The sequence below is a fragment of the Paractinoplanes maris genome (assembly GCF_023544465.1).
Taxonomy (GTDB): Bacteria; Actinomycetota; Actinomycetes; order Mycobacteriales; family Micromonosporaceae; genus Actinoplanes; species Actinoplanes maris.
Window position 1 is genome coordinate 53,012 of record NZ_JALPVL010000005.1, and the last position, 19,099, is coordinate 72,110.

A 19,099-nucleotide genomic window follows, 5' to 3' on the forward strand; every position below is an offset into this window, starting at 1 on the left:
CATTCGGTACTGACCGATACCGAAGTTTGCGGAGGTAGCAGCATGAGCAAAGTCGTTCTCGTCACCGGGGGGACCTCGGGCATCGGCCTGAGCCTGGCCGGGGCCTTCCTGGCCGACGGAGCATCCGTGGTGGTGTGCGGCCGATCCCGGACGGCCCTCGACCGTTTCCGCCAGGCGCATCCCCAGGCTCTCGCGGTCGAGGCCGACGTGACCGTCCCCGAGGCGCGAGCCGCCCTGCTGGACGCGATCACCGAGCGTTTCGGCCGGTTGGACGTGCTGGTCAACAACGCCGGCACGTTCGTCGAGCGGGACTTCGCCGCGGCCGGCGACGCCACCGCGGCCCTCGATCAGGAGATCGACCTGAACCTCACGGCCCCCATCAACCTGACCGGCGAGGCGTTGCGGCGCTGGCCGGCCATGGACGCCATCGTCTTCGTGACGTCGGGCTTCGCCCTGGTCTCGCCCACCCGCGCCCCGACCTACGGCGCCGTCAAGGCCGGGCTGCACGGCTTCGCCGACGGCCTGCGCCGCCAGCTCGCACCGCGAGGCACGCATGTGCTCGAGGTGCTGCCACCGACCACCGACACTCCCATGAACGCCGGCACCACGAGGGCGAAGATGCCGCCGGCCGAGGTCGCGGCGGTCACCCTCAAGGCACTGCGGCAGCGCCGGGCGATGGCCCTGCCCGGTCAGACGAAACTGATGCCGGCCATGCTCCGGATCGCGCCGCACACCCTGGGCCGGATGGTTTCGAAGCTCTGACCGCCGCACCTCCACCCGGCGCCGGTCGCCCATGATCGGGCTGCGTACTGTGGTGGCGGTCCAGGTCCGAACCGTCGATGGGTTGAGGCGATGAAGAGCCCGCTGCGCCCGGGGGACCCGCCGTCGCTGGGCGGTTACCGGCTGCTGGGGCGGCTCGGCGAGGGCGGCATGGGGTCGGTCTTTCTCGGCCGGCGCGACGACGGGCCGCTGGTCGCGATCAAGATGATCAAGCCGGAGTACGCGCAGGAGGAGGAGTTCCGCGGGCGGTTCCGCAGCGAGGTGCGGCGAGCCTGGCAGGTGCCGCCGTTCTGCACGGCCGCCGTTCTCGACGCGGACCCCGAGCACCCGACGCCCTACCTGGTGGTCGAGTACGTCGACGGCCCGAGCCTGGAAGAGGTGGTCTCGCGCGAGGGCCCGCTGACCGGGAGCCGTCTGCACAGTGTGGCGGTCGGCGTGGCCACCGCGCTGACCGCGATCCACGGGGCCGGCGTGATCCACCGGGACCTCAAACCGCAGAACGTGCTGTTCGCGTTGGGCACCCCCAAGGTCATCGACTTCGGGATCGCCCGCGCGCTCGACGTGACCAGTCAGCACACCCGTCCTGACCAGATGGTCGGGACGGTCGCCTACATGGCCCCGGAACGGTTCGACGGGGCGCACCGGGAGATCACGCCGGCGGCTGACGTGTTCGCGTGGGGGGCGGTCATCGCGTACGCCGGAACCGGGCGCACACCGTTCCGGGCCGACTCACCGGTGGCCACCGCCGCCCGGATCCTGACCCAGCCGCCGGACCTGACCGGGCTGACCGGCCCGCTGGCCGACCTGGTGGCGCTCACCCTGTCGAAGGACCCGGAGGACCGGCCGGCCGCGCACGAGCTGCTCACCCTGCTGCTGGCCCAGAACACCGGCCCGCAGGCGATCAGCCGTCCACCGTCGCTCGACCCGCGGCTGCGGAAGGCCGCGGAGGCGGCGCAGCTCTCCGGCCGCCACCTCTCCGGCGCCGGCGCGGTACCGGCCGTCGTGCCGGCCCGGCGGCGCCGCGCCCGGACGATCATCGCCGCGACCGCGGCGGCCACGCTGCTCATGGCCGGGATCGGTCTCTACAGCCGCGGCCGTCCGGAGGCTTCCGCGCAGACGCCCGCTGCCGCCCAGGCCACGATGCCGGTGCCGGGCGCGGTGCGCGGCGCGTGGGTGGTCGACGCCCTCGACCGGCGCGGGCAGTGGAACGCCTCGACCGACGACTACGGCGGCCGTTGCTCGTTCAAGAACGGCCTGGCCATGACGACGCCCAGCTTCGCCATGGTGTGCCCCGGCACCGCCCAGACCTTCGCCGGCGACCAGGCGATCTCCGCCGTCGTGGCCGTCGACAACGCCCGATCCTGCGCGGAGATCCAGTTCCGCGCGGCCGGCGAAAGCTCGTACTGGCTCGACCTGTGCCCGCGGATCATCCGGCTCCGCCACGCGGGCACGCTGCGGACCACCACGCTCGGCTCGACTCAGAACGCCTCGTTCGCCCCCGGCAAGCGGCGAGCGGTCGTCCTGAGCGTGCGCGGTGAGACGGCATCGGTGGCGGTCGACGGCGCCGGCGTGCTGACCACGAAGCTGACCGATCCGAGCCTGCTGGCCGGCCGGGTGGCCTTCGGCGTCGGCCCGGTCGACGAGGCGAGAGACCAGGACGTACGGGCGGGGGCGGTCGTCACCCGGGCCGAGCTTAGGCCGCTCGGGGACGCGCCCCCGTCCTCGGCCGGACCGGTGCCCCCGTTCACCGACGTCCGGCGGGGCACCACGAAGTCGATCGTCAAGGTCCACGGCTACTACCCGAAGACCAGATCGGTCGTCGTGGAACCGGTGCTGTTCATGACCGGTGACGAGTACTGCGCCCGGTTCCAGGTGAAGTCCACGGCCGACACCCCGTGCGAGCAGGCCTGGCTGACCGAGGACAGCCGCATGGTCGTGACCCTGCCGACCTCGGCCAAGCCCAAGCTGGCCAGCACGTTCGACGACCCCGGCCGCTGCGCCGGCGATCCGGTGACCGTCGGCACCTGCCCCATCACCGCCGACCGGCTGGCCGAACGCCTCGGCACCAACGGCCTGGTCGAGCTCACCACCACCAACGGCACCGTCACCGCGATGTCCGACGTCTACGTCCCTTGAGTTCCGGTCCGGCCGTCCCTCACCAGGTCGTTGAGTCGTCCGGGGTGGTCACCCACGGTGGCACCCGGTGGCGGGTCGAGGGGTGGAGACGGCCCGTCGGCTGATCCATCAGCCGGTCGGACAGGACGGGGTGCGTTCCCACCACGCGACTTGTGGTCCTGGGGTGAGGGGCGGCGGGCGAGGCCGGGCGGGGACGCGATTCGCGGTCCAGGGTTGCTCGGTGCGTGCCGCTCCTCAGCAGGCGATGCCTGATCTGACGCCACGGGGTGATCGCGAAGGCCGCGAAGGTGGTCACGCCGGCGAGCAAAGACATCATGACGAAGAGCATGAACAGACCGTAATTGCGCTTACCACCAACAGTCACCGTTCTCTCATACGATGCATCGTGATGATCAGTTGACCGTCGGTCACCGGTCGTATTAATCAGATCGAGCGGGCCCGAGGCGGGCACGGCACACTGAGGAACTATGTGGTTCCTGCTGGGTGCGCCCTGGGACTCGTCCGGATCCGGCCGGGGCGAGGCGAGGGCGCCGGACGCTCTGCGGTCGGCGGGGATCTCACGCCTGACCGAGGTCGATCGGGGCGATGCGGCGACCGTCATCACCTCGAGCGACCGGGATGAGGGCACCGGGGTGCGGGCGCTGCCCGAGACGATCAGCGCGGCGAGAGTGCTGGCGGCGGCCCTGCGGGAAGCCCGGGACGACCACCCCGGGCACCGGGCGCTGATTGTCGGCGGCGACTGCAGCGTGCTCCTGGGGATCTTCGCTCACCTGCGAGCCGCTGTCGGCGACGTGGGCCTGTGGATGGTCGACGGCCATCCCGACTATGTGGACCCGGCCGACTCCGACACCGGCGAGACGGCCGACTCGGAACTGGCCGTGCTCACCGGTGACGGGCCGGCCGTCCTGACCGGCCTGGCCGGCACCACGCCGATGGTGCACCCCCGGCATGTCACCCTGATCGGCCACCGCACCACCGGCCTCGACCCCGCCTCCGCGGCCGAACTGGCCCGGGTGCCGGGCGAGATGCTGACCGAGGTCGAGGCCGGTCTTCCGATGTGGCTGCACATCGACGTCGACGTGCTCGACCCGTCGGTCATGCCGGCGGTCACCTACCCCCAGCCCGGCGGCCCGGACTTCGACGACCTCGAGTCCCTCCTGACCCCGCTGACCGCGTCACCGGCCCTGCTGGGCGTGAGCGTCGCCGACTACCGACCCGACCTCGACCCGGACGGCCACTGCGCCGCCGGGCTCGTCACGCTTCTGGAACGGCTCCTCGTTCGCGCTTGACCAGGTCTCGCACCGCGGGGGCGACCTCGGCGGCCAGCAGCTCGGCCTGCCGGTGGTCGTCGCCGCCCAGGATGAAGCCGCTGATGCCGTGGTTGAGGGCAAGGTCGGCGAAGTAGTCGATCTGCTGGGCGGGCGGGCCGTCCACGCTCATGAAGTTCATCAGGCGGCGGATGCCGGCCGGGTCGCGGCCGGCCTCGCGGGCGGCCTCGTCGATGCGGGCGTTCATCCCGGGCAGCGAGGCGACGCCGTCGGGCAGGTAGGGCATCGACGGGAGCCAGCCGTCGCCCAGGCGGCCGGTCAGGGCCAGCATCCGGGGCTTGTAGGCGCCGATCCAGATGCCGATGTCGTGGGCCGGGCGCGGGCCGCGCTTGGCGCCGGCGACGGTGTAGTACTCGCCCCGGTGATCGACCCGCTCGCGGGTGCCGGTGTCCCACAGATCGCGGATGATCGGGATGGCTTCGGCCAGCGCGTCGATGCTCTGACCGGGGGTCAGGCGGCGTCCGCCCATCGCGGCCACGCCGTCGGGAAAGGCGCCCGAGCCCAGGCCGAGCTCGACCCGGCCGCCGCTCAGGATGTCCAGCGACGCCGCGGCGCGGGCCAGCACAGCCGGTGGGCGCAGCGGCAGGTTGAGGACGTTGCCGGTCAGCGTGATCCGGGAGGTCTTGGCGGCCGCGTAGGCCATCAGCGTCCAGGTGTCGAGGAACGCCGGCTGGTAGGGGTGATCCTGGAACGTGACCAGGTCGAGGCCGGCCCGGTCGGCGGTCACCGCCAGGTCGACGGCCTGGGCGGCGGTCGGGGTCACGAACGTACCGAAAAGCAGGTCGCGCCCGTAGTCGGTCATTTCTCCACCTCGGGGTCGATGTTGAAGTTGTCGCGGAGCAGGTTGGACGGGTCGTACCGCCGCTTCAGGGCGCGCAGCCGGCTCAGCGTCGCCGGCGGGAAGGCGTCGTGCAGACGCTCCGGGCGCAGGTCGGTCTCGAAGCTCAGATAGAGGCCGTCGAAGTGGTGGGCCAGGCGACCCCACACCCGGTTGAGCGCGTCCTGGTCACCGCCCAGCGCGGTCACCTGGAACTCGGGGGTGCGGTGGGCGAACGCGGTCGCGTCGGGGGCGGTGTCGGCGATCGCCCCGCCCATGTGGCGCAGCTGGAAGAAGTAGACCTGACCGGAGTCGAGCAGCTCGACGACGTCGCGGGCGAACTCGTCGGTCAGCACCGGCAGGAAGCCCGACCGTGCCACCGGCTCGCCCCGGCCGTGATGTCCGCCGGGTCCGACGTCGGCCGCCTGGGCCATCACGTCGGCGTACCGGGTGACAACCACCTGCTGCCGGGCCAGCAGGCCGGTCGCGGCGAACGGGGACAGCCGCTCGATGATGGTGTCCGGGTCCGCGGAGTCGACCAGGCCGTACATCTGGACCACGGACTGACCCTGCTGCGGCGGCCCGGTGAGGAAGAAGACCGTGGTGTCGCGGGGCGCGGTGCGGGCCACCTCGCCGTACTGCTTCAGCGTCTGCTCGAGGTCGGGGCTGACCAGCGCGAGCTGAGCCCAGCCGACCTCGCCGGTCTCGGCCGCCTCGAACTCGAAGGCGGTGGCCACGCCGAGGTTCGCGCCGGCCCCGCGTACGCCCCAGAAAAGCTCTTGATTCTCCTCGGCGCTCGCCCGGATCATGCTGCCGTCGGGGAGCACGAGCTCGACGGCCCGCAGGGCGTCGATGGTGAGGCCGTGCTCGCGCGAGAGGAAGCCGATGCCGCCCGCGGTGGCCAGGCCACCCACCCCCACCCCGCCGTAATCGCCCGAGCCGATCGCCCAGTCGTACTTGTCGAGCACGACGTTGACCTGCTTCCAGGTCGCGCCCGGGCCGACCCGGACCAGCCGCCGGTCCTCGTCGATCACCTCGACGTCGTTCATCGCGCCGAGGTCGATGACCAGGCCACCCCGGTTGGTCGAGCGGCCGCTGACGCCGTGACCGCCGCTGCGCAGACCGAGCGGCAGGTGCCGGTGCCGGCTCGCGAAGGCCAGCGCGTCGGCCACCTCGGCCGGTGTCCGGGGGCGGAGCACCAGGCCCGGCGAGCCGCCCCGCATGTAGGTCGACTTGCGGGCGCGATAGCCGGGGTCGCCGGGGGCGATCGCCACGTCGGCGAGGGACGCCGGGACGCCGTCGTAGTCGATGCCCTCGATGCCCTCGCGGCGGGACGCGAGGCGGGGGCCCGCGAGAAGGTCCAGGCTTTCGTACGCCTTCTCGCGCATCTCGGTCGACGCGGCCGCCACCGGGCCGGGCAACCCGATCCGCACACGCTCCGTGCGCGCGGCGAGCCACACCGCGGTCGTCCACGGGTCGAGCCCGCCCTCGGTGTCGGTCAGCTCCACCGTGCCGCCGGCCGCCTGGGCCGCCGCCACGAGCCCTGCGGGGTCGTTCTGCGCCGCCACGAGGTCGAGCGCGGTCCCCTGCGTCATGCGTTCCTCCACCGTTCGATCGTCGTATGAGATCGTCGTTGTAGTAGATAGTATTGCGAAAAGACGATCTGGCCAACAGATAGGATGGACGGGTGAGCGACGCGACAGCGGATCTCGGAGCGGCCCTGGGCACCGTGCTCCGGGCCTACACCGATCTGGTCGGCCCGAAACTCGACGGCTTCCCGCACGGGGCCCGCGGCTACCACACTCTCACCGAGGTGGTGGAGGGGCGGCCGCCGAGCCAGGCGGCCCTGGCGGCCAAGCTCGGCATCGACCGCACGATGATGACCTATCTCATCGACGACCTGGTCGAGGCCGGCCTGGTCGAGCGTCAGCCCAACCCGCACGACCGCCGGCAGCGGCAGATCGTCGCCACGGCCCGCGGGCTCGAGGCGATCGGCACCCTGTGCGGCCAGGTCGCCGAGGCCGAGGAGGCGGCGCTGGGCACGCTCGACCCGGCGGAGCGCGCGCTCTTCCGCCGGCTGCTGCACAAGGCCGCCGGCAACGGCCCGCTGCACACGGCCGAGGCCTGCGCGATCGTCACCGAGGCCCTCGAGGCCTGAACCCGGGCCGGCCACGCGAGGGCGAGGGCCGTCAGGCGGTCATCGCCTTCGTCAGCAGGCCGTGCAGGGCGACCTGCTCCTCGCGGCTGAGCCGGGCGATCGGCGTGCGGGTGGTCGCCGCCTCGACGAGCCGGCGCCGCGCGGCGCGGCCGGCATCGGTGAGGGCGAGCACTTTCGTCCGCCGATCGTGCGGAGCCGGCGCCCGGGTCACATAGGACAGGTGCTCGAGCCGGTCGGCCAGGAACGTCACGGTCGACGGGTCGCACCGCAGCGCGGCCGCCATCTCGCGCATGGTCGGGCCGGCAGCGTCCGGGTCGAGCTGCCACAACGCGTCGGCCAGGGCGTGGGTGATTCCCAGCTCCCCCATGACGTCACGGACCTGCTCGTCGGTGGCTCGGTCCATGGCGTGCACCAGCCGCAGCAGCTGGTAGGTCAGCGACTCCCCATCCATGCTTGGATTCTCCCATACTTGACGACTCCAAGCTTTTTCTCCACGATGGCGATACTTGGATAGTCCAAGCATCTGCCGGATGGAGACCTCCTTGACCGTGCGCGACAGACTGCGCCGCCGGGTGCTGACCACGGCGCTCCGATTGATCGACAATCGGGCGGCCATGCGGCGAGCCGCAACGATCGAACGCCACCGGACGACGGCCGACCAGGGTCCGGGGCCCTACTACGTGCCCGGATCGCCGCACCGGCGCGATGTCCGTGAGGACCGGGCCGGCGTGCCCCTCGTCCTGGGTATCCGGGTTGCCGAGGTGGGGCCGCTGACCCCTGTGCCCGGCGCCGAGGTGGAGATCTGGCACTGTGACGCCGACGGCATCTACTCCGGCTATCAGCGCTACGGTGCCGACAAGTTCCCCGCCCTGGTCTCGCTGACCCTGCGGCGGTTCCGGCCGAGCGACGACGCGACCTTCCTGCGTGGCCGGCAGGTGACCGGAGACGACGGGTGCGCCGAGTTCCTGACCGTCGTGCCCGGCTGGTACACGCCGCGAACCCTGCACATCCACGTCCGCTTGAGCGTCAGGGGCCAGGTCAGGCTGACCACCGAGCTGTACTTCCCGGACGACTTCGCCGCGTTGATCCAGTCGCAGCCGCCGTACAGCCGGCGTGGGCGCAGCCCGTTCGTCAACACCAACGACATCGAGATCCGCCTGGCCCAGGGCTCCCCGGGCAGCTGGCTGACCGTCCGCTCTCTCGTCGACGGTCACCGCGCCGACATCACCCTGCAGGTGCGGGCATGAGGGGGCCGACCGCGGTCGTCACCGGAGCCGCGGGCGGACTCGGCCGCGCCACGGCCCGCCAACTGCTGGACGCGGGCTTCGACGTCGTGGCCGTCACCCGTGACGCGGACAGCGCTGAGCGGACCCGCCGCGACCTGGTGACCCGTTCCGGATCCGGCCTGGTCCGGGCTCTGCCGGCCGACCTCCTGGTCCGGGACGACATCGACCGCCTGTCCCGCCGCCTGGAGGAGACCGGCACCCGCGTCGACGTCCTCGTGCACAACGCCGGCGCGGCCTTCCCGCACTACGCCGAAACCCCCGACGGCGCTGAACGCACCCATGCGCTCAATCACCTGGCGTCTTTTCAGCTCACTCATCGGTTGCTCGCCGCCGGGCTGCTCGCCCCGCGGGCACGGGTCATCGTCATCGCCAGCGATCTCGTCTCCCGGGGCCGGCTCGACCCGGGCCATCCCGATGTCACGGGGGTGAGCTGGCGTGGACGCTTCTCGCAACTCGCCGTCTACGGCACCGCGAAGCTCGCCGGTGTGCTCGCCACCGCCGAACTCGCCCGCAGGTTGCCGGCCGGCATGAGCGCGTACAGCGCGAACCCCGGAGTGATCCGGACCGGCTTCAACACCAAGGCGGGCGGCCTCCTGCGACTGGTGTCGGCCGTCAGCGGGCTGCTCGCCGTACCGCCCGAGAAGGCCGCCGCGACACCGGTCGGGCTGGCCACCGCCACCGTCCCACCCGCGCCGAACGGTGGCTTCTTCGTCAAAGGCGCCGCCGCGCCCCGGCCGGACGCGGTGCCACCCTCGATCGTCTACGAGGAAACGGCGCGGGCACTCGGCCTCACTCCGCTGTGACATCCATGCGGCGCAGCAACAGCCAGGCGTCGGCCGGGAAGAGGCGGCCGGCGACGGCCCAGGCCGAGCGGGAGTAGAACGGCCGGGCCACGGCCGCGCCGACGATCTCCGGGGCGGTCATCCGGTGGTCGGCGCCCTTCCAGCGGATCGTGCAGCCGCCGGCCGCGAGGACGTTGCGCACCCAGTTGGTGCGGGCACCCCACGGCAGGTTGACGATGAAGCCGCTGGGGGTCGTGGTGACGGCGATCGGCACGGCCAGCTCGCGGCCGGTGACCCGGCCCCGGTGGTGGACCACCGCCCACAGCGGGAAGAAGCGCCGGCCGGCCAGCACCCGGACGACGGGCGCGGTGGCCCGGGCGAAACGCCAGGAGGTGTCCTTCGGGGCGGCGGCTGCGGGGGTCGTCATGCCGTTCAGTGTGGGCTCGCGGCCGGCGCTGCCGCGTCCCGGCGATCCGTCAGCCGGCGTGGCGGTTCTCCGTCATCCGGACGACCCGCGCAGGACGTGGGCCACCGCGGCCGTACGCCCGCGGACGCCGAGCTTGCGATAGACGGCGGCCAGATGCCGCTCGACGGTGTGCACGGCGATGCCCAGCCGGGCCGCCAGCTCGGCGTTGGAGTGCCCGGCGACCAGCAGGTCGAGCACCTCACGCTCGCGCGGGGTCAGGCCACCGGCCGGCCGGCGGGCCACCCGGCCGTCGGCCACGAAGCCGCTGACCAGCGCGATGTCGCTCGCGCCACCCTCGATGAACAGCGTGGGAGTCGTGCCGGGCAGCTCGACCAGCCGCGCGCCGGGCAGCCGGGCGGCCAGCCGCCGGGCCACCTCGACCGGGATCTGCTCCGCGCCCTGACGATGCAGGACCAGCGCGGGCGCGCGCACCCGGTCGAGCTCCGCGGTCACGTCGATCGTGCCCGCGGCCTCGAACCACGCCTGGGCCACCGGCGCCGTCGTCGCCCCGCGGAAGGCGTCGGCGACCCACCGGCCGGACGGGGCCGCGTCCCAGCCGAGCCAGGCGGTGGCGGCCGCGTCGGCGAACAGCCCCCAGTCCTGGCCGACCAGCGAGAGCAGGGCCTGGGTCTGCGCCGGGCTCATCGCGTCCCGCAGCCGCGGGGCGCCGCCGAACAGGACGAGCCGCTCGACCCGGCCGGGCTCGCGAGCCGCGAACGCGATCGCCGTCGGGACCGAGTGGTAGTAGCCGAGCAGCGACGCCCGGCGGATGCCGGCGTGGTCGAGCACCGCCCGCAGGTCTCTCAGGTGCGCCTCGACGCCCAGGTCGCCGAGGTCGACCCGCCGGTCCGAGCTGCCCGTGCCCCGGCCGTCGTAGAGCACGACGGTCAGATCGCGGGCCAGACCCTCGTACGCGGCCCGCAGAGCCGGGATGCGCCACTGCGCCACGATGTTGCTCAGCGAGGGCAGCCAGACGAGCACCGGGCCCCGCCCGAAGACCTGATAGCCGAGCGTCACGCCGTCGTCGGCCCGGGCGAAACGCACGTCGGGAAGCTGCTCCACCCGGCCAGTATGCCGGAGCATCACATCCTTATAGATGTATTTAGATGTTTGGCCCATGTTGTGCAGGTCGGGGGTGCGATCGGATGGCTGTGGCAACCACTAATCCACTCCAGGAGGTACCGTGCGCACCCCACCCCGTGCGTTGGCGGGAACCGCTGCCGGTTTTCTCGCCGCCGCGATCGTGCTGACTGCCTCATCGGGCGGCAACGCGGCCCCGGCGGCTCCGGCGAAAGCTCCGTCCGAGAAGGTGCAGGGCGACGAGCACCACGATGATGTGATCGACAATCGGGCGGGGCGCGTCGCCCCGACCAGCGGCCAGCGTGCGGCCGCGGTGGGCACCTCGGCCCGCTGGAACGCTCTGGGCACGCCTTCCACGTTGACCGCGACCGGTGCCGCCCTCGAGACCGGGCTGCCGAGCGACCCGGTCGCGGCCGCCCGGGCGTACGTCGACAAGAACCTGGACGTGCTGGGGCTCACCGCCCGGGGCGCGCAGGCCCTGGAGCTCCTGACCACCTCGCCGATCGGGGAGGGCGCGGCGGTCGTGTTCCGGCAGAAGTTCGGTGACCTGGTCGCCGGGCGCGACGGCCTGCTCTCCGTCGGCGTCCGGGACGGCAAGGTGTGGTTCGTGAGCTCGTCGCTGGCACGCGACGCCGTGGCACCCGAGCCGGCCACGCTGAGCGCCGCCGACGCCGCGGGCATCGCCGCGCGTGAGGCCGGCGTGACCGGCCCGACCGTCCTGGCCAACAAGCTGGTCGCCGTGCCGACGCCGAGCGAGGGTGCTCGGGCGGCCTGGCAGGTCACCTTCGGCGCCGACCTGACCGGGGCCGACCCGGTCGCCTACACCTCGTACGTCGACGCCCGCGACGGCGGCATCCTGGTCCGCGAGAGCATCGTCGACCACGACAGCGACAACCCGTCGTGGGATGTCTTTCCCAACTCGCCGCCCACCGACTACTCCTCGCGGGACACCCGCAAGACGTGGTGCTGGGCGCCGCAGCGCGGCTGTGACGAGCTCGTCGCCTCCAGCGCGTCCCCGCTGGCCTGGGACGTCGACCCGGCCACGAACGAGCCGACCTTCACGACCCGCGGCAACAACGCCATCGCGGTCGAGAACTGGAACTCGAACGACCCGTTCACGGTCGGCACCGAGACGGCCACGCCGAAGCCGGACCGCGACTACAACTACCCGTGGACCAACCAGTGGCAGCGGGAGCGTTGCTCGCCCGACGTCTTCACCACGCCGCAGGAGAACGACATCGACGCGGCCCGGGCCAACCTGTTCGGCATGCACAACCGCATGCACGACTGGTCGTACCACCTGGGCTTCACCGAGGCCACCTGGAACATGCAGGACGACAACCTGCGGCCCGGCGGTCTGGGCGACGACTACGAGCAGGGCAACGCGCAGGCCGGCGGCATCAGCGGTGGCCCGCCGAACTTCGAGGCCCGCAACAACGCCAACCAGATCACCCCGCCCGACGGCGAGGCGCCGATCACGAACATGTACCTGTGGCAGCCGATCGCGGCCGCCTTCTACGGCGCGTGCGTCGACGGCGACTACGACATGTCGGTGATCGGGCACGAGTACACCCACGCCATCACCGGCCGCATGATCGCCGGGCCGGACGCGGGCGTCAGCACGCCGCAGGGCATGAGCGAGAGCTGGTCCGACCAGCTGGCCGTGGAATACCTGGCCGAGCACGGCTACGCGCCGAAGGGCGAGCGCGGGTTCACCGTCGGCCAGTACGTCACGACCGACCCGGTGGCCGGCATCCGCAACTACAACATGAGTGACAGCCCGCTCAACTACTCGAGCATCGACTACGACCTAGTCGGGCTGCAGGTGCACGCCTCCGGTGAGGTGTGGAGCGCGACGAACTACGACATCCGGCAGGCGTTCATCCGCAAGTACGGCGCGGGCACGCCGGCGCTGAACAAGTCGTGTGCCAACGGCAGGACGCCGGTGACCAAGTGCCCGGGCAACCGGCGCTGGGTCCAGCTCGTGTTCGACTCGTTCCTGCTGATGGCCAACAGCGCCAACAGCATGGTCGACGCGCGCGACGCCATGCTCGGGGCCGACCTGGTGCGCTTCAACGGGGCCAACCAGGGCCTGATGTGGAACGCGTTCGCCAAGCGCGGTCTCGGTGAGGGTGCGGTCAGCAACGGCGCCGCCGACGCCAACCCGACCCCCAGCTTCTCCTCGCCGAACGCGACCGAGGGGACCTACAAGTTCCGCCCGGTCGACGAGTTGGGCAAGCCGGTCGCCGGGGCCCAGCTGTTCGTCGGCGACTACCAGGCCCGTGCGGTGCCGGTGGCCGACACCGACCCGGCCACGCCCCTGACCGACGAGGTCAAGCTGGTGCCGGGCGCGTACAAATTCATCGCCCAGGCGCCCGGTCACGGTCACGCCCGGGTCGGCACCAGGCCGGTGCTGCCCGGCCTGACCCTGCCGCTGATCGTCAAGCTGCCGACCAACCTGGCCTCCACGGCGGCCGGTGCGGTGGCCACCGGCGACGGCATCAACCTGGCCCGGATCACCGACGACGACGAGGCCACCAACTGGGCCTCGCTGGGCAGCCCGGTGGCCGGTAAGCAGGTCACCGTCGACCTGGCCGGTGGGGCCCAGACCGTACGCCGGGTGCAGGTCAGCGCCCAGCTGCGGCCGGCCGTGGTCGGCGACCCGGACGCCGGCACCCAGAACAGGTACACGGCGCTGCGGCAGTTCAAGGTGCTCGCCTGCACCGCGACGGCCACGGTGACCTGCGCGAACGCGACCGAGTTCACCACCGTCCACACGAGCAAGCCGGACGCCTTCCCGTCGACCGCCCCGCGGCCGCGCGTGAAGGATCTGGTCGTGAAGTCGTTCGACATCCGCGACACGACGGCCACGCACCTGCGCCTCGAGGTCGTGACCAACCAGTGCACCGGTGGTCCCGACTTCGCCGGTGAGCAGGACGCCGACCCGCGGGCGAGCACGGACTGCGCCACGGCCAGTCCGCAGGCGCTCAACGTCCGGGTGGCGGAGTTCCAGGCGTACGCGAAGTAGTTGATCCCTGGCGGCGGCCCGCACTCACTTGCGGGTCGCCGCCAGAGCCCAGGCCATTTTTCTCCTTCTCCACTCCCCGGGATATCAACCCCCGCCCGCCGGGTCGGTGGCATGCTGCGTTTACGGTGTTCAACGACGCCCGCGGAGCTCGACACCGGAGACTGGGACCTTGACGACCGAGGACGGCGATCAGCAGATCGCGCGCTGGGCCGGTTCAGGCCATCCCCTGCCGGCGACGATGGGTGAGATCGACCCGTTCCGGGGGATGAATGACGAGCTGACCCATTTCATGCTGGTCTACAAGTTCGGGCTGGCCGAGATCGGCACCAAGATCAACATCTTGGCCGAGGAGCTGGCTCATCGGGGCCGGGGCAACCCGATCGAGCATGTGCTCCCCCGGCTCAAGACCCCGGCCAGCATCAGCGCCAAGGCCCGGCGGATCGGCTGCCCGCTCACCATCGACGACCTGCGGGCCCGCATCCGCGACATCGCCGGCATCCGGATCGTGTGCAGCTTCGTCTCCGACGTCTACACGGTGGCCGAGATGCTCACCCGCCAGCCCGACATCACCCTGCTGCAGACCAAGGACTACGTCGCCCAACCCAAGGTCAACGGGTACCGCAGCCTGCATCTGATCGTCGAGATCCCGGTCTTTCTCTCCGAGCGCGTGGTGCAGGTGCCGGTGGAGGTCCAACTGCGGACCGCCGCCATGGACTTCTGGGCCAGCCTCGAACACAAGATCCACTACAAGTACGACCCCCAGGTGCCCGGCGCCCTCCGAGAGGAGCTGGCGGCGGCCGCCGAGGACGCCGCCCGCCTCGACCGCCGCATGGAGCTCCTGCACCGCGAAGTCCACGGCCCCCGCCGCTGAGCCCCGGCTACGGCCGGCCGCGGTAGGTCGCGGGCAGGGCGGCAACTCGCTCCGCCCAGCGGTCGACGTAAGACTTCACGCCGCCGGCAGTGCGGGGAAGACGGAGCCAGTCCCGCGCGGCGTCGCCGATCTCCCGTCGGGCGATCATCTCGGCGTCCTCGCCGTAGTCGACCGGGTAGTGGTCCGCGATGTCCGACAGATCCGCCATGATGGGATACAGCGCTTCGGCCGGCCCCGCGCTGTCGGCCATGAGCGCCAACTCGGTCAGAGCGGCCTTCAACTCTTCGATCACCCCCACCGGGTCCTCGGCCCTGTCCAGGACCCGATACATGAAGGAGTCGACCCGCTGGATCAGCGCGGGGGTGGCAGGCTGTTCGGCTTCGGGCATCCACCCATGATCGCTTGACGTGCCGCCCTCCGGTCTCGTGACGCGGCACCATGACTGCGGATGCGGCGTTTTCATGCGTCGCTCCAGCCGGCCACACCGCCAGGTTGCGCCGTCCTACGGTTTGCGGGCCACCACGGCGTAGATGCCGAGGTCGTCGCTGACCGGGCGGTCGGCCGGGTCGTCCTCGGCCCGCCAGTCGCTGACCAGCACCAGGCCCGGCTCGGCGATCTCGAGGCCGTCGAGCCAGCCGAGGATCTGGGCCCGGTCGCGGGCACGCACGTCGGTCCCGCCCGCGGCGAACATCTTGCGGTACGCCGCGAGGCCCTCGGGCGAGCTGTAGTCCATCGTGCCGTGGGTGATCGCCACGTAGCTGCCGGACGGCAACGCGCCGACGAGGGTGCGGACGGCGTCGGCGGCCTGCGCGTCGTCGTGCACGAAGTGCAGCGTCGCGATCATCAGCAGCCCGACCGGCTCACCGAGGTCGAGAGTGTCGCGCAACGCCGGGTGGCTCAGGATGGCGGCGGGCTCGCGCAGGTCGGCCTCGAGATAGGCCGTACGCCCTCGCGGGTCGCCGGTGAGCAGCGCGCGAGCGTGCACCATGACGATCGGGTCGTTGTCGACGTAGACGACCCGCGACTCGGGCGCGACGCGCTGGGCGACCTCATGGGTGTTGTCCGGCGCGGGCAGCCCGGTGCCGACGTCGAGGAACTGCCGCACGCCCTCGCCGGCCAGGAAATCCACGACGCGGCCGAGGAACCGGCGGTTGGCCCAGGCCAGCTCGACCACGATCGGGAACGCCTCGGCGATGGCATCCCCCGAGGCCCGGTCGGCCGCGAAGTGATCCTTGCCGCCCAGCCAGTAGTTGTAGCGCCGAGCCGGATGCGGCACCGACGTATCGATGGTGTCCCCTGCCTTACCCACGGCACGATGATAGAGGACAAGGCTCGATCTACTTCGGACTTTTTGCAGCCAGGATGTCATCAGTCCGGGCCGGAGTCAGCGACAACGCCGGCTTTCCGTCGTCCGTCAGCCCGAACCGCCTGATCAAAGCAGCCTCACGCCGACCGGCGACCTCGTCAGTCAGGACGCCGGTCTGATCCCATTCGTCACCCTCCCTGTTCATCTGGGGCAAAACCGTGCACGACCACTCGACCAGCGCTTCGGTGTCGGCCGGCTCGCCCTCGACGAGGCGCTCCGCGATGTTCGCGGACGCGGCGGCGGCGGGCCAGGCGACGGACTCACTGGACGGAAACAAGACGGACGACGACCGCGTGGTCCGGTTCCGCAGCGCGAACGACTCCCGCAGCGAGGCCAGCGTCTCCAAGGCTTCGATGTCGCCGCGGTTCACCGCTTCCACGGCCAGCAGCTCGGCGGCCTCGACGCCGTCGATCCACTGAGTGAGGGACACCAGCGCGCGGAGCGCCTGCTTGTCACCGGCGTCCGCGGCCACCCGGTACATCCGGGCCGCCTCGTCGGGTTCGGCGCGTAGCTCGAGCACCAGGCCGAGCAGCCAGGCCGCGTCAGGATCGCCGCGGCCGGCCTGTTCACGGGCCAGGTCGGCCATCTCCCGGGGCGGTACGCTCTCGGCCGACATGGTCCGGCCGGCCCGCGCGGCAGCCTCGCGGGTCAGACGGTCCAGCCGACTGCCAAGGATGCCCCCTCCGAGACGTCGAGGCGACGTCACCAGATCCCGGAGGCCGGCGTGCATCTCGGCCAGAGCGTCCGGCTGAGCTGCCGGTTCGCCGGGCGGCGCGGTACGGCTCCGCCGGCCTCTGATCAAGCCGATCGCCTGGGACAAGCCGCCTCGACCGTCGGACGGCTTGGGCGGCGACCAGTGCTCGTCCCGGAAGATGTGCCGAGCGAGATGGTCCTCGTCTCCCGCCGCCCGCTCGAAGATCCTCCAGCAGCGCTCCACGTCGACGTAGGGATGCCGGTGGCTGAGCAGGTGGCGCTTCTCCGGTGCTACGAGTGGCAGCACCCCGGCCCTGTTCTCGAGCTGAGCGGCCGAGTCGTGGTCTCCGGCCTCGTGACGCAGATCGGCGAGGTGACGATAGGCCGGGAGATGTCCGCACTCCACGGCACGCCGGTAGAGCTCCTCGGCACCGTCCCGATCGCCCGCTTGCCGACGCATCCGGGCGAGCCGGAGCATGGACGGCGGGTATGCCTTCGCCGCATGCCCGGCATAGGTCGCGGCGCTGTCCCGGTCGCCCCGCCGGGCTGCTATGTCGGCCAGCAGGTCCCACGCCGCGAGATCCTCCGATCGGGCCGCCTCCCAAGCGAGCGACTCGGCGGCCACCAGGTCGCCGTCGGCGGCTCGCCGCACGGCAATGGACAGAAGCACGGCGGCGTCACCACGGTTGGCGGCAGCGCGGGCGAACTCCTCCGCCGCGTGGTCCTCGCCCGCTTCGAGATGGATCCGCGCGAGAGGAGTGAGCGCTCGGACCTCGCCGCGACCGGCCGCCCGCCGGTACAGCTGCGCCGCCCGGCCGAACCGGCCCCGCCCGGCCGCGGCGTCGCCCAGCGCGGCCAGGACGCTCGCGACGTCGATCACGGTCGTCGCGGCCTCCCAGAACGCCGGCGGTGGATAGGCCGCGGCCCTCGCCGCCGTTCCCGCCTGCTCGATCGCGTCGGCCAGCCGGACCGTCGCGTCGTCGCCGGGCCGCACCCGGGTCAACGGGCCCGGAATGCCGCGTTGTGGCTGGTCCAGATCATCCAGCACGGCGTGGAACCAATCCGCGCCGTGCTTGCGGACCAGCGAGGTCAGATCGGTCGCGGAGAGATAGCCGGCCGCCGCCCGCTCCAGGAACGCGCCCGGCAGATAGACCGGATGACCCATCCGGCGTGCATCGATTGCCGCCTCCAGCACGGCTCGTTGACCGGCCGGCGCCGTCCGATAGCGGCGCAACAGCTCGGGGACACCGGCCAGGAACTGGGCGATCCGGCCGCCCGCGGCCTCCCGGACCGCGACGGCCAGGCGCTCGTCCCGCTCCCCGGCCGCTCGTATGGCCTCGAGATCAGCCCCGGCGAAAGCTTCCGGGACGACCACCTCGCTCCCCCGCAGGAGGGCTCGCGCCTGGTCGTGCGGGTCCGGCCGCCCGTCCTGCGGCGCCGCCGTCAACCGCTGCCAGAACTGCGGCCACAGCGTGGCCAGCACCAGCACCGGGCCACGCCGCTCGTCGCTCAGCAACGTCCGCAGCCGGGCTGCCACTTGCTCCCCGAGTGCCGGGTCAGGGGTGGACAGATAGTGGTGAGCGTCGTTGATCCACACCACCGTGCACGGCCGCACGTCCGCGAGCGACTCGAGCAGAGCGTCGGGCCGGGACGGATCGATCGGGTGCCACAGGTGCCACTTCTTCGGCAGACCCTGGATGGACTCGTGGAAGGCCCGCGTCTTTCCGGTCGACGAATCGCCCACCAGCGTGACCAGCTTGCTCCGGCCCGCCGCCACCTGATCGACCACCTCGGTCAGCCGACGGTCGTGCTCGCGCCGCACATAAACCGGCTGCGACGCCACCGGGACGCCCGGAACCTCGACCGCCTCATGCACTTCCAGGTCCGCGGCGCTGAAAGCGTGCACCCGCTTGCCGGGCCGCCGGCGACGCGGCCCAGCGTGCCACTCGTCCAGCACGACCACGGCGACACCGAGGAGGACGAGTCCGGTCAGGACGGACCAGACGGCGGTCTCGTGTCCGGTCATCTGGGGCACCAGACCGCCCACCACCTCGGTGGCCAACCCGATCCCGGCCGGAACGAGGACCGCCCCGAGGACACGGTTCAGCAGGGACGGCCGGGGCGTCCTCCGGCGGGCCTCCGTGTCCATGTCCTGATGGTGTCAGCCCCGGCGACCGTCCGCCTTCCCCGGTGTGCGATCGCCGCCATCAGCCGGCCGAAACGAAGGTCACACCCGGGGAAGCGGGCCGATGAGTCGGTTGACCGATGCTTGCCGTTCGCCCGCGCCGCACGCTCGGAGTCGACGGAC

16 protein-coding genes are annotated in these 19,099 nt (G+C 71.9%); 8 read left to right on the top strand and 8 right to left on the bottom strand.

From position 1 onward, the window contains the following. Positions 1-42: 42 nt before the first annotated feature. From NAG42_RS15360 to NAG42_RS15370, 3 genes are all read left to right on the top strand, one after another. On the top strand, positions 43-762 hold the full coding sequence (locus NAG42_RS15360) for an SDR family NAD(P)-dependent oxidoreductase (RefSeq protein WP_250030951.1): 720 nt from the start codon (positions 43-45) through the stop codon (positions 760-762). Positions 763-852: 90 nt separating this feature from the next. After that, on the top strand, positions 853-2,916 hold the full coding sequence (locus NAG42_RS15365; protein WP_250030952.1) for a serine/threonine protein kinase: 2,064 nt from the start codon (positions 853-855) through the stop codon (positions 2,914-2,916). A gap of 467 nt (positions 2,917-3,383) precedes the next feature. Further along, complete coding sequence (locus NAG42_RS15370; RefSeq protein WP_250030953.1) at positions 3,384-4,205, top strand: arginase family protein; 822 nt, start codon at positions 3,384-3,386, stop codon at positions 4,203-4,205. Here the strand turns inward: NAG42_RS15370 and NAG42_RS15375 are convergent. After that, positions 4,171-5,046 (bottom strand): LLM class flavin-dependent oxidoreductase, encoded by an 876-nt coding sequence (locus NAG42_RS15375; RefSeq protein WP_250030954.1) that lies wholly within the window; start codon positions 5,044-5,046, stop codon positions 4,171-4,173. The genes NAG42_RS15370 and NAG42_RS15375 overlap by 35 nt on opposite strands. After that, positions 5,043-6,656 carry an FAD-binding oxidoreductase gene (locus tag NAG42_RS15380; RefSeq protein WP_250030955.1) on the bottom strand — a complete coding sequence of 538 codons (1,614 nt, stop codon included), beginning with the start codon at positions 6,654-6,656 and terminating at the stop codon, positions 5,043-5,045. Before NAG42_RS15380 ends, NAG42_RS15375 begins: the two co-directional genes overlap by 4 nt. A gap of 92 nt (positions 6,657-6,748) precedes the next feature. Here NAG42_RS15380 and NAG42_RS15385 point away from each other — a divergent pair, with 92 nt between their 5' ends. Next, positions 6,749-7,219 carry a MarR family winged helix-turn-helix transcriptional regulator gene (locus NAG42_RS15385; RefSeq protein ID WP_250030956.1) on the top strand — a complete coding sequence of 157 codons (471 nt, stop codon included), beginning with the start codon at positions 6,749-6,751 and terminating at the stop codon, positions 7,217-7,219. 31 nt (positions 7,220-7,250) lie between these two features. On the opposite strand, the gene NAG42_RS15390 is transcribed toward NAG42_RS15385, so the two are convergent. Then, positions 7,251-7,670: a MarR family winged helix-turn-helix transcriptional regulator gene (locus NAG42_RS15390; RefSeq protein WP_250030957.1), complete on the bottom strand. Its 420-nt coding sequence runs from the start codon at positions 7,668-7,670 to the stop codon at positions 7,251-7,253. A 79-nt stretch (positions 7,671-7,749) separates the two neighbouring features. On the opposite strand from NAG42_RS15390, the gene NAG42_RS15395 reads away from it, so the two are divergent. Continuing rightward, positions 7,750-8,466 (top strand): dioxygenase family protein, encoded by a 717-nt coding sequence (locus NAG42_RS15395; protein ID WP_250030958.1) that lies wholly within the window; start codon positions 7,750-7,752, stop codon positions 8,464-8,466. Continuing rightward, on the top strand, positions 8,463-9,308 hold the full coding sequence (locus NAG42_RS15400; protein WP_250030959.1) for an SDR family NAD(P)-dependent oxidoreductase: 846 nt from the start codon (positions 8,463-8,465) through the stop codon (positions 9,306-9,308). The genes NAG42_RS15395 and NAG42_RS15400 overlap by 4 nt, the downstream gene beginning before the upstream one ends. Here NAG42_RS15400 and NAG42_RS15405 read toward each other — a convergent pair. Then, positions 9,295-9,714, bottom strand: a complete 420-nt coding sequence (locus NAG42_RS15405) for a hypothetical protein (RefSeq protein WP_250030960.1) — start codon at positions 9,712-9,714, stop codon at positions 9,295-9,297. The two genes, NAG42_RS15400 and NAG42_RS15405, sit on opposite strands and share 14 nt — an antisense overlap. A gap of 72 nt (positions 9,715-9,786) precedes the next feature. Continuing rightward, positions 9,787-10,815: an alpha/beta fold hydrolase gene (locus NAG42_RS15410; protein ID WP_250030961.1), complete on the bottom strand. Its 1,029-nt coding sequence runs from the start codon at positions 10,813-10,815 to the stop codon at positions 9,787-9,789. 121 nt (positions 10,816-10,936) lie between these two features. On the opposite strand from NAG42_RS15410, the gene NAG42_RS15415 reads away from it, so the two are divergent. Continuing rightward, positions 10,937-13,861 (top strand): M36 family metallopeptidase, encoded by a 2,925-nt coding sequence (locus NAG42_RS15415; protein ID WP_250030962.1) that lies wholly within the window; start codon positions 10,937-10,939, stop codon positions 13,859-13,861. Between the two features lie 169 nt (positions 13,862-14,030). Beyond that, positions 14,031-14,732: a GTP pyrophosphokinase gene (locus NAG42_RS15420; RefSeq protein ID WP_250030963.1), complete on the top strand. Its 702-nt coding sequence runs from the start codon at positions 14,031-14,033 to the stop codon at positions 14,730-14,732. Between the two features lie 7 nt (positions 14,733-14,739). Here the strand turns inward: NAG42_RS15420 and NAG42_RS15425 are convergent, their stop codons facing one another. The 3 genes from NAG42_RS15425 to NAG42_RS15435 form a co-directional block, all read right to left on the bottom strand. Then, positions 14,740-15,120 (bottom strand): hypothetical protein, encoded by a 381-nt coding sequence (locus NAG42_RS15425; RefSeq protein ID WP_250030964.1) that lies wholly within the window; start codon positions 15,118-15,120, stop codon positions 14,740-14,742. Positions 15,121-15,234: 114 nt separating this feature from the next. Continuing rightward, positions 15,235-16,041, bottom strand: coding sequence for an SAM-dependent methyltransferase (locus NAG42_RS15430; protein ID WP_250030965.1), 807 nt, complete (start codon positions 16,039-16,041; stop codon positions 15,235-15,237). A gap of 28 nt (positions 16,042-16,069) precedes the next feature. Further along, positions 16,070-18,940, bottom strand: a complete 2,871-nt coding sequence (locus NAG42_RS15435; RefSeq protein WP_250030966.1) for a tetratricopeptide repeat protein — start codon at positions 18,938-18,940, stop codon at positions 16,070-16,072. Positions 18,941-19,099 lie beyond the last annotated feature (159 nt).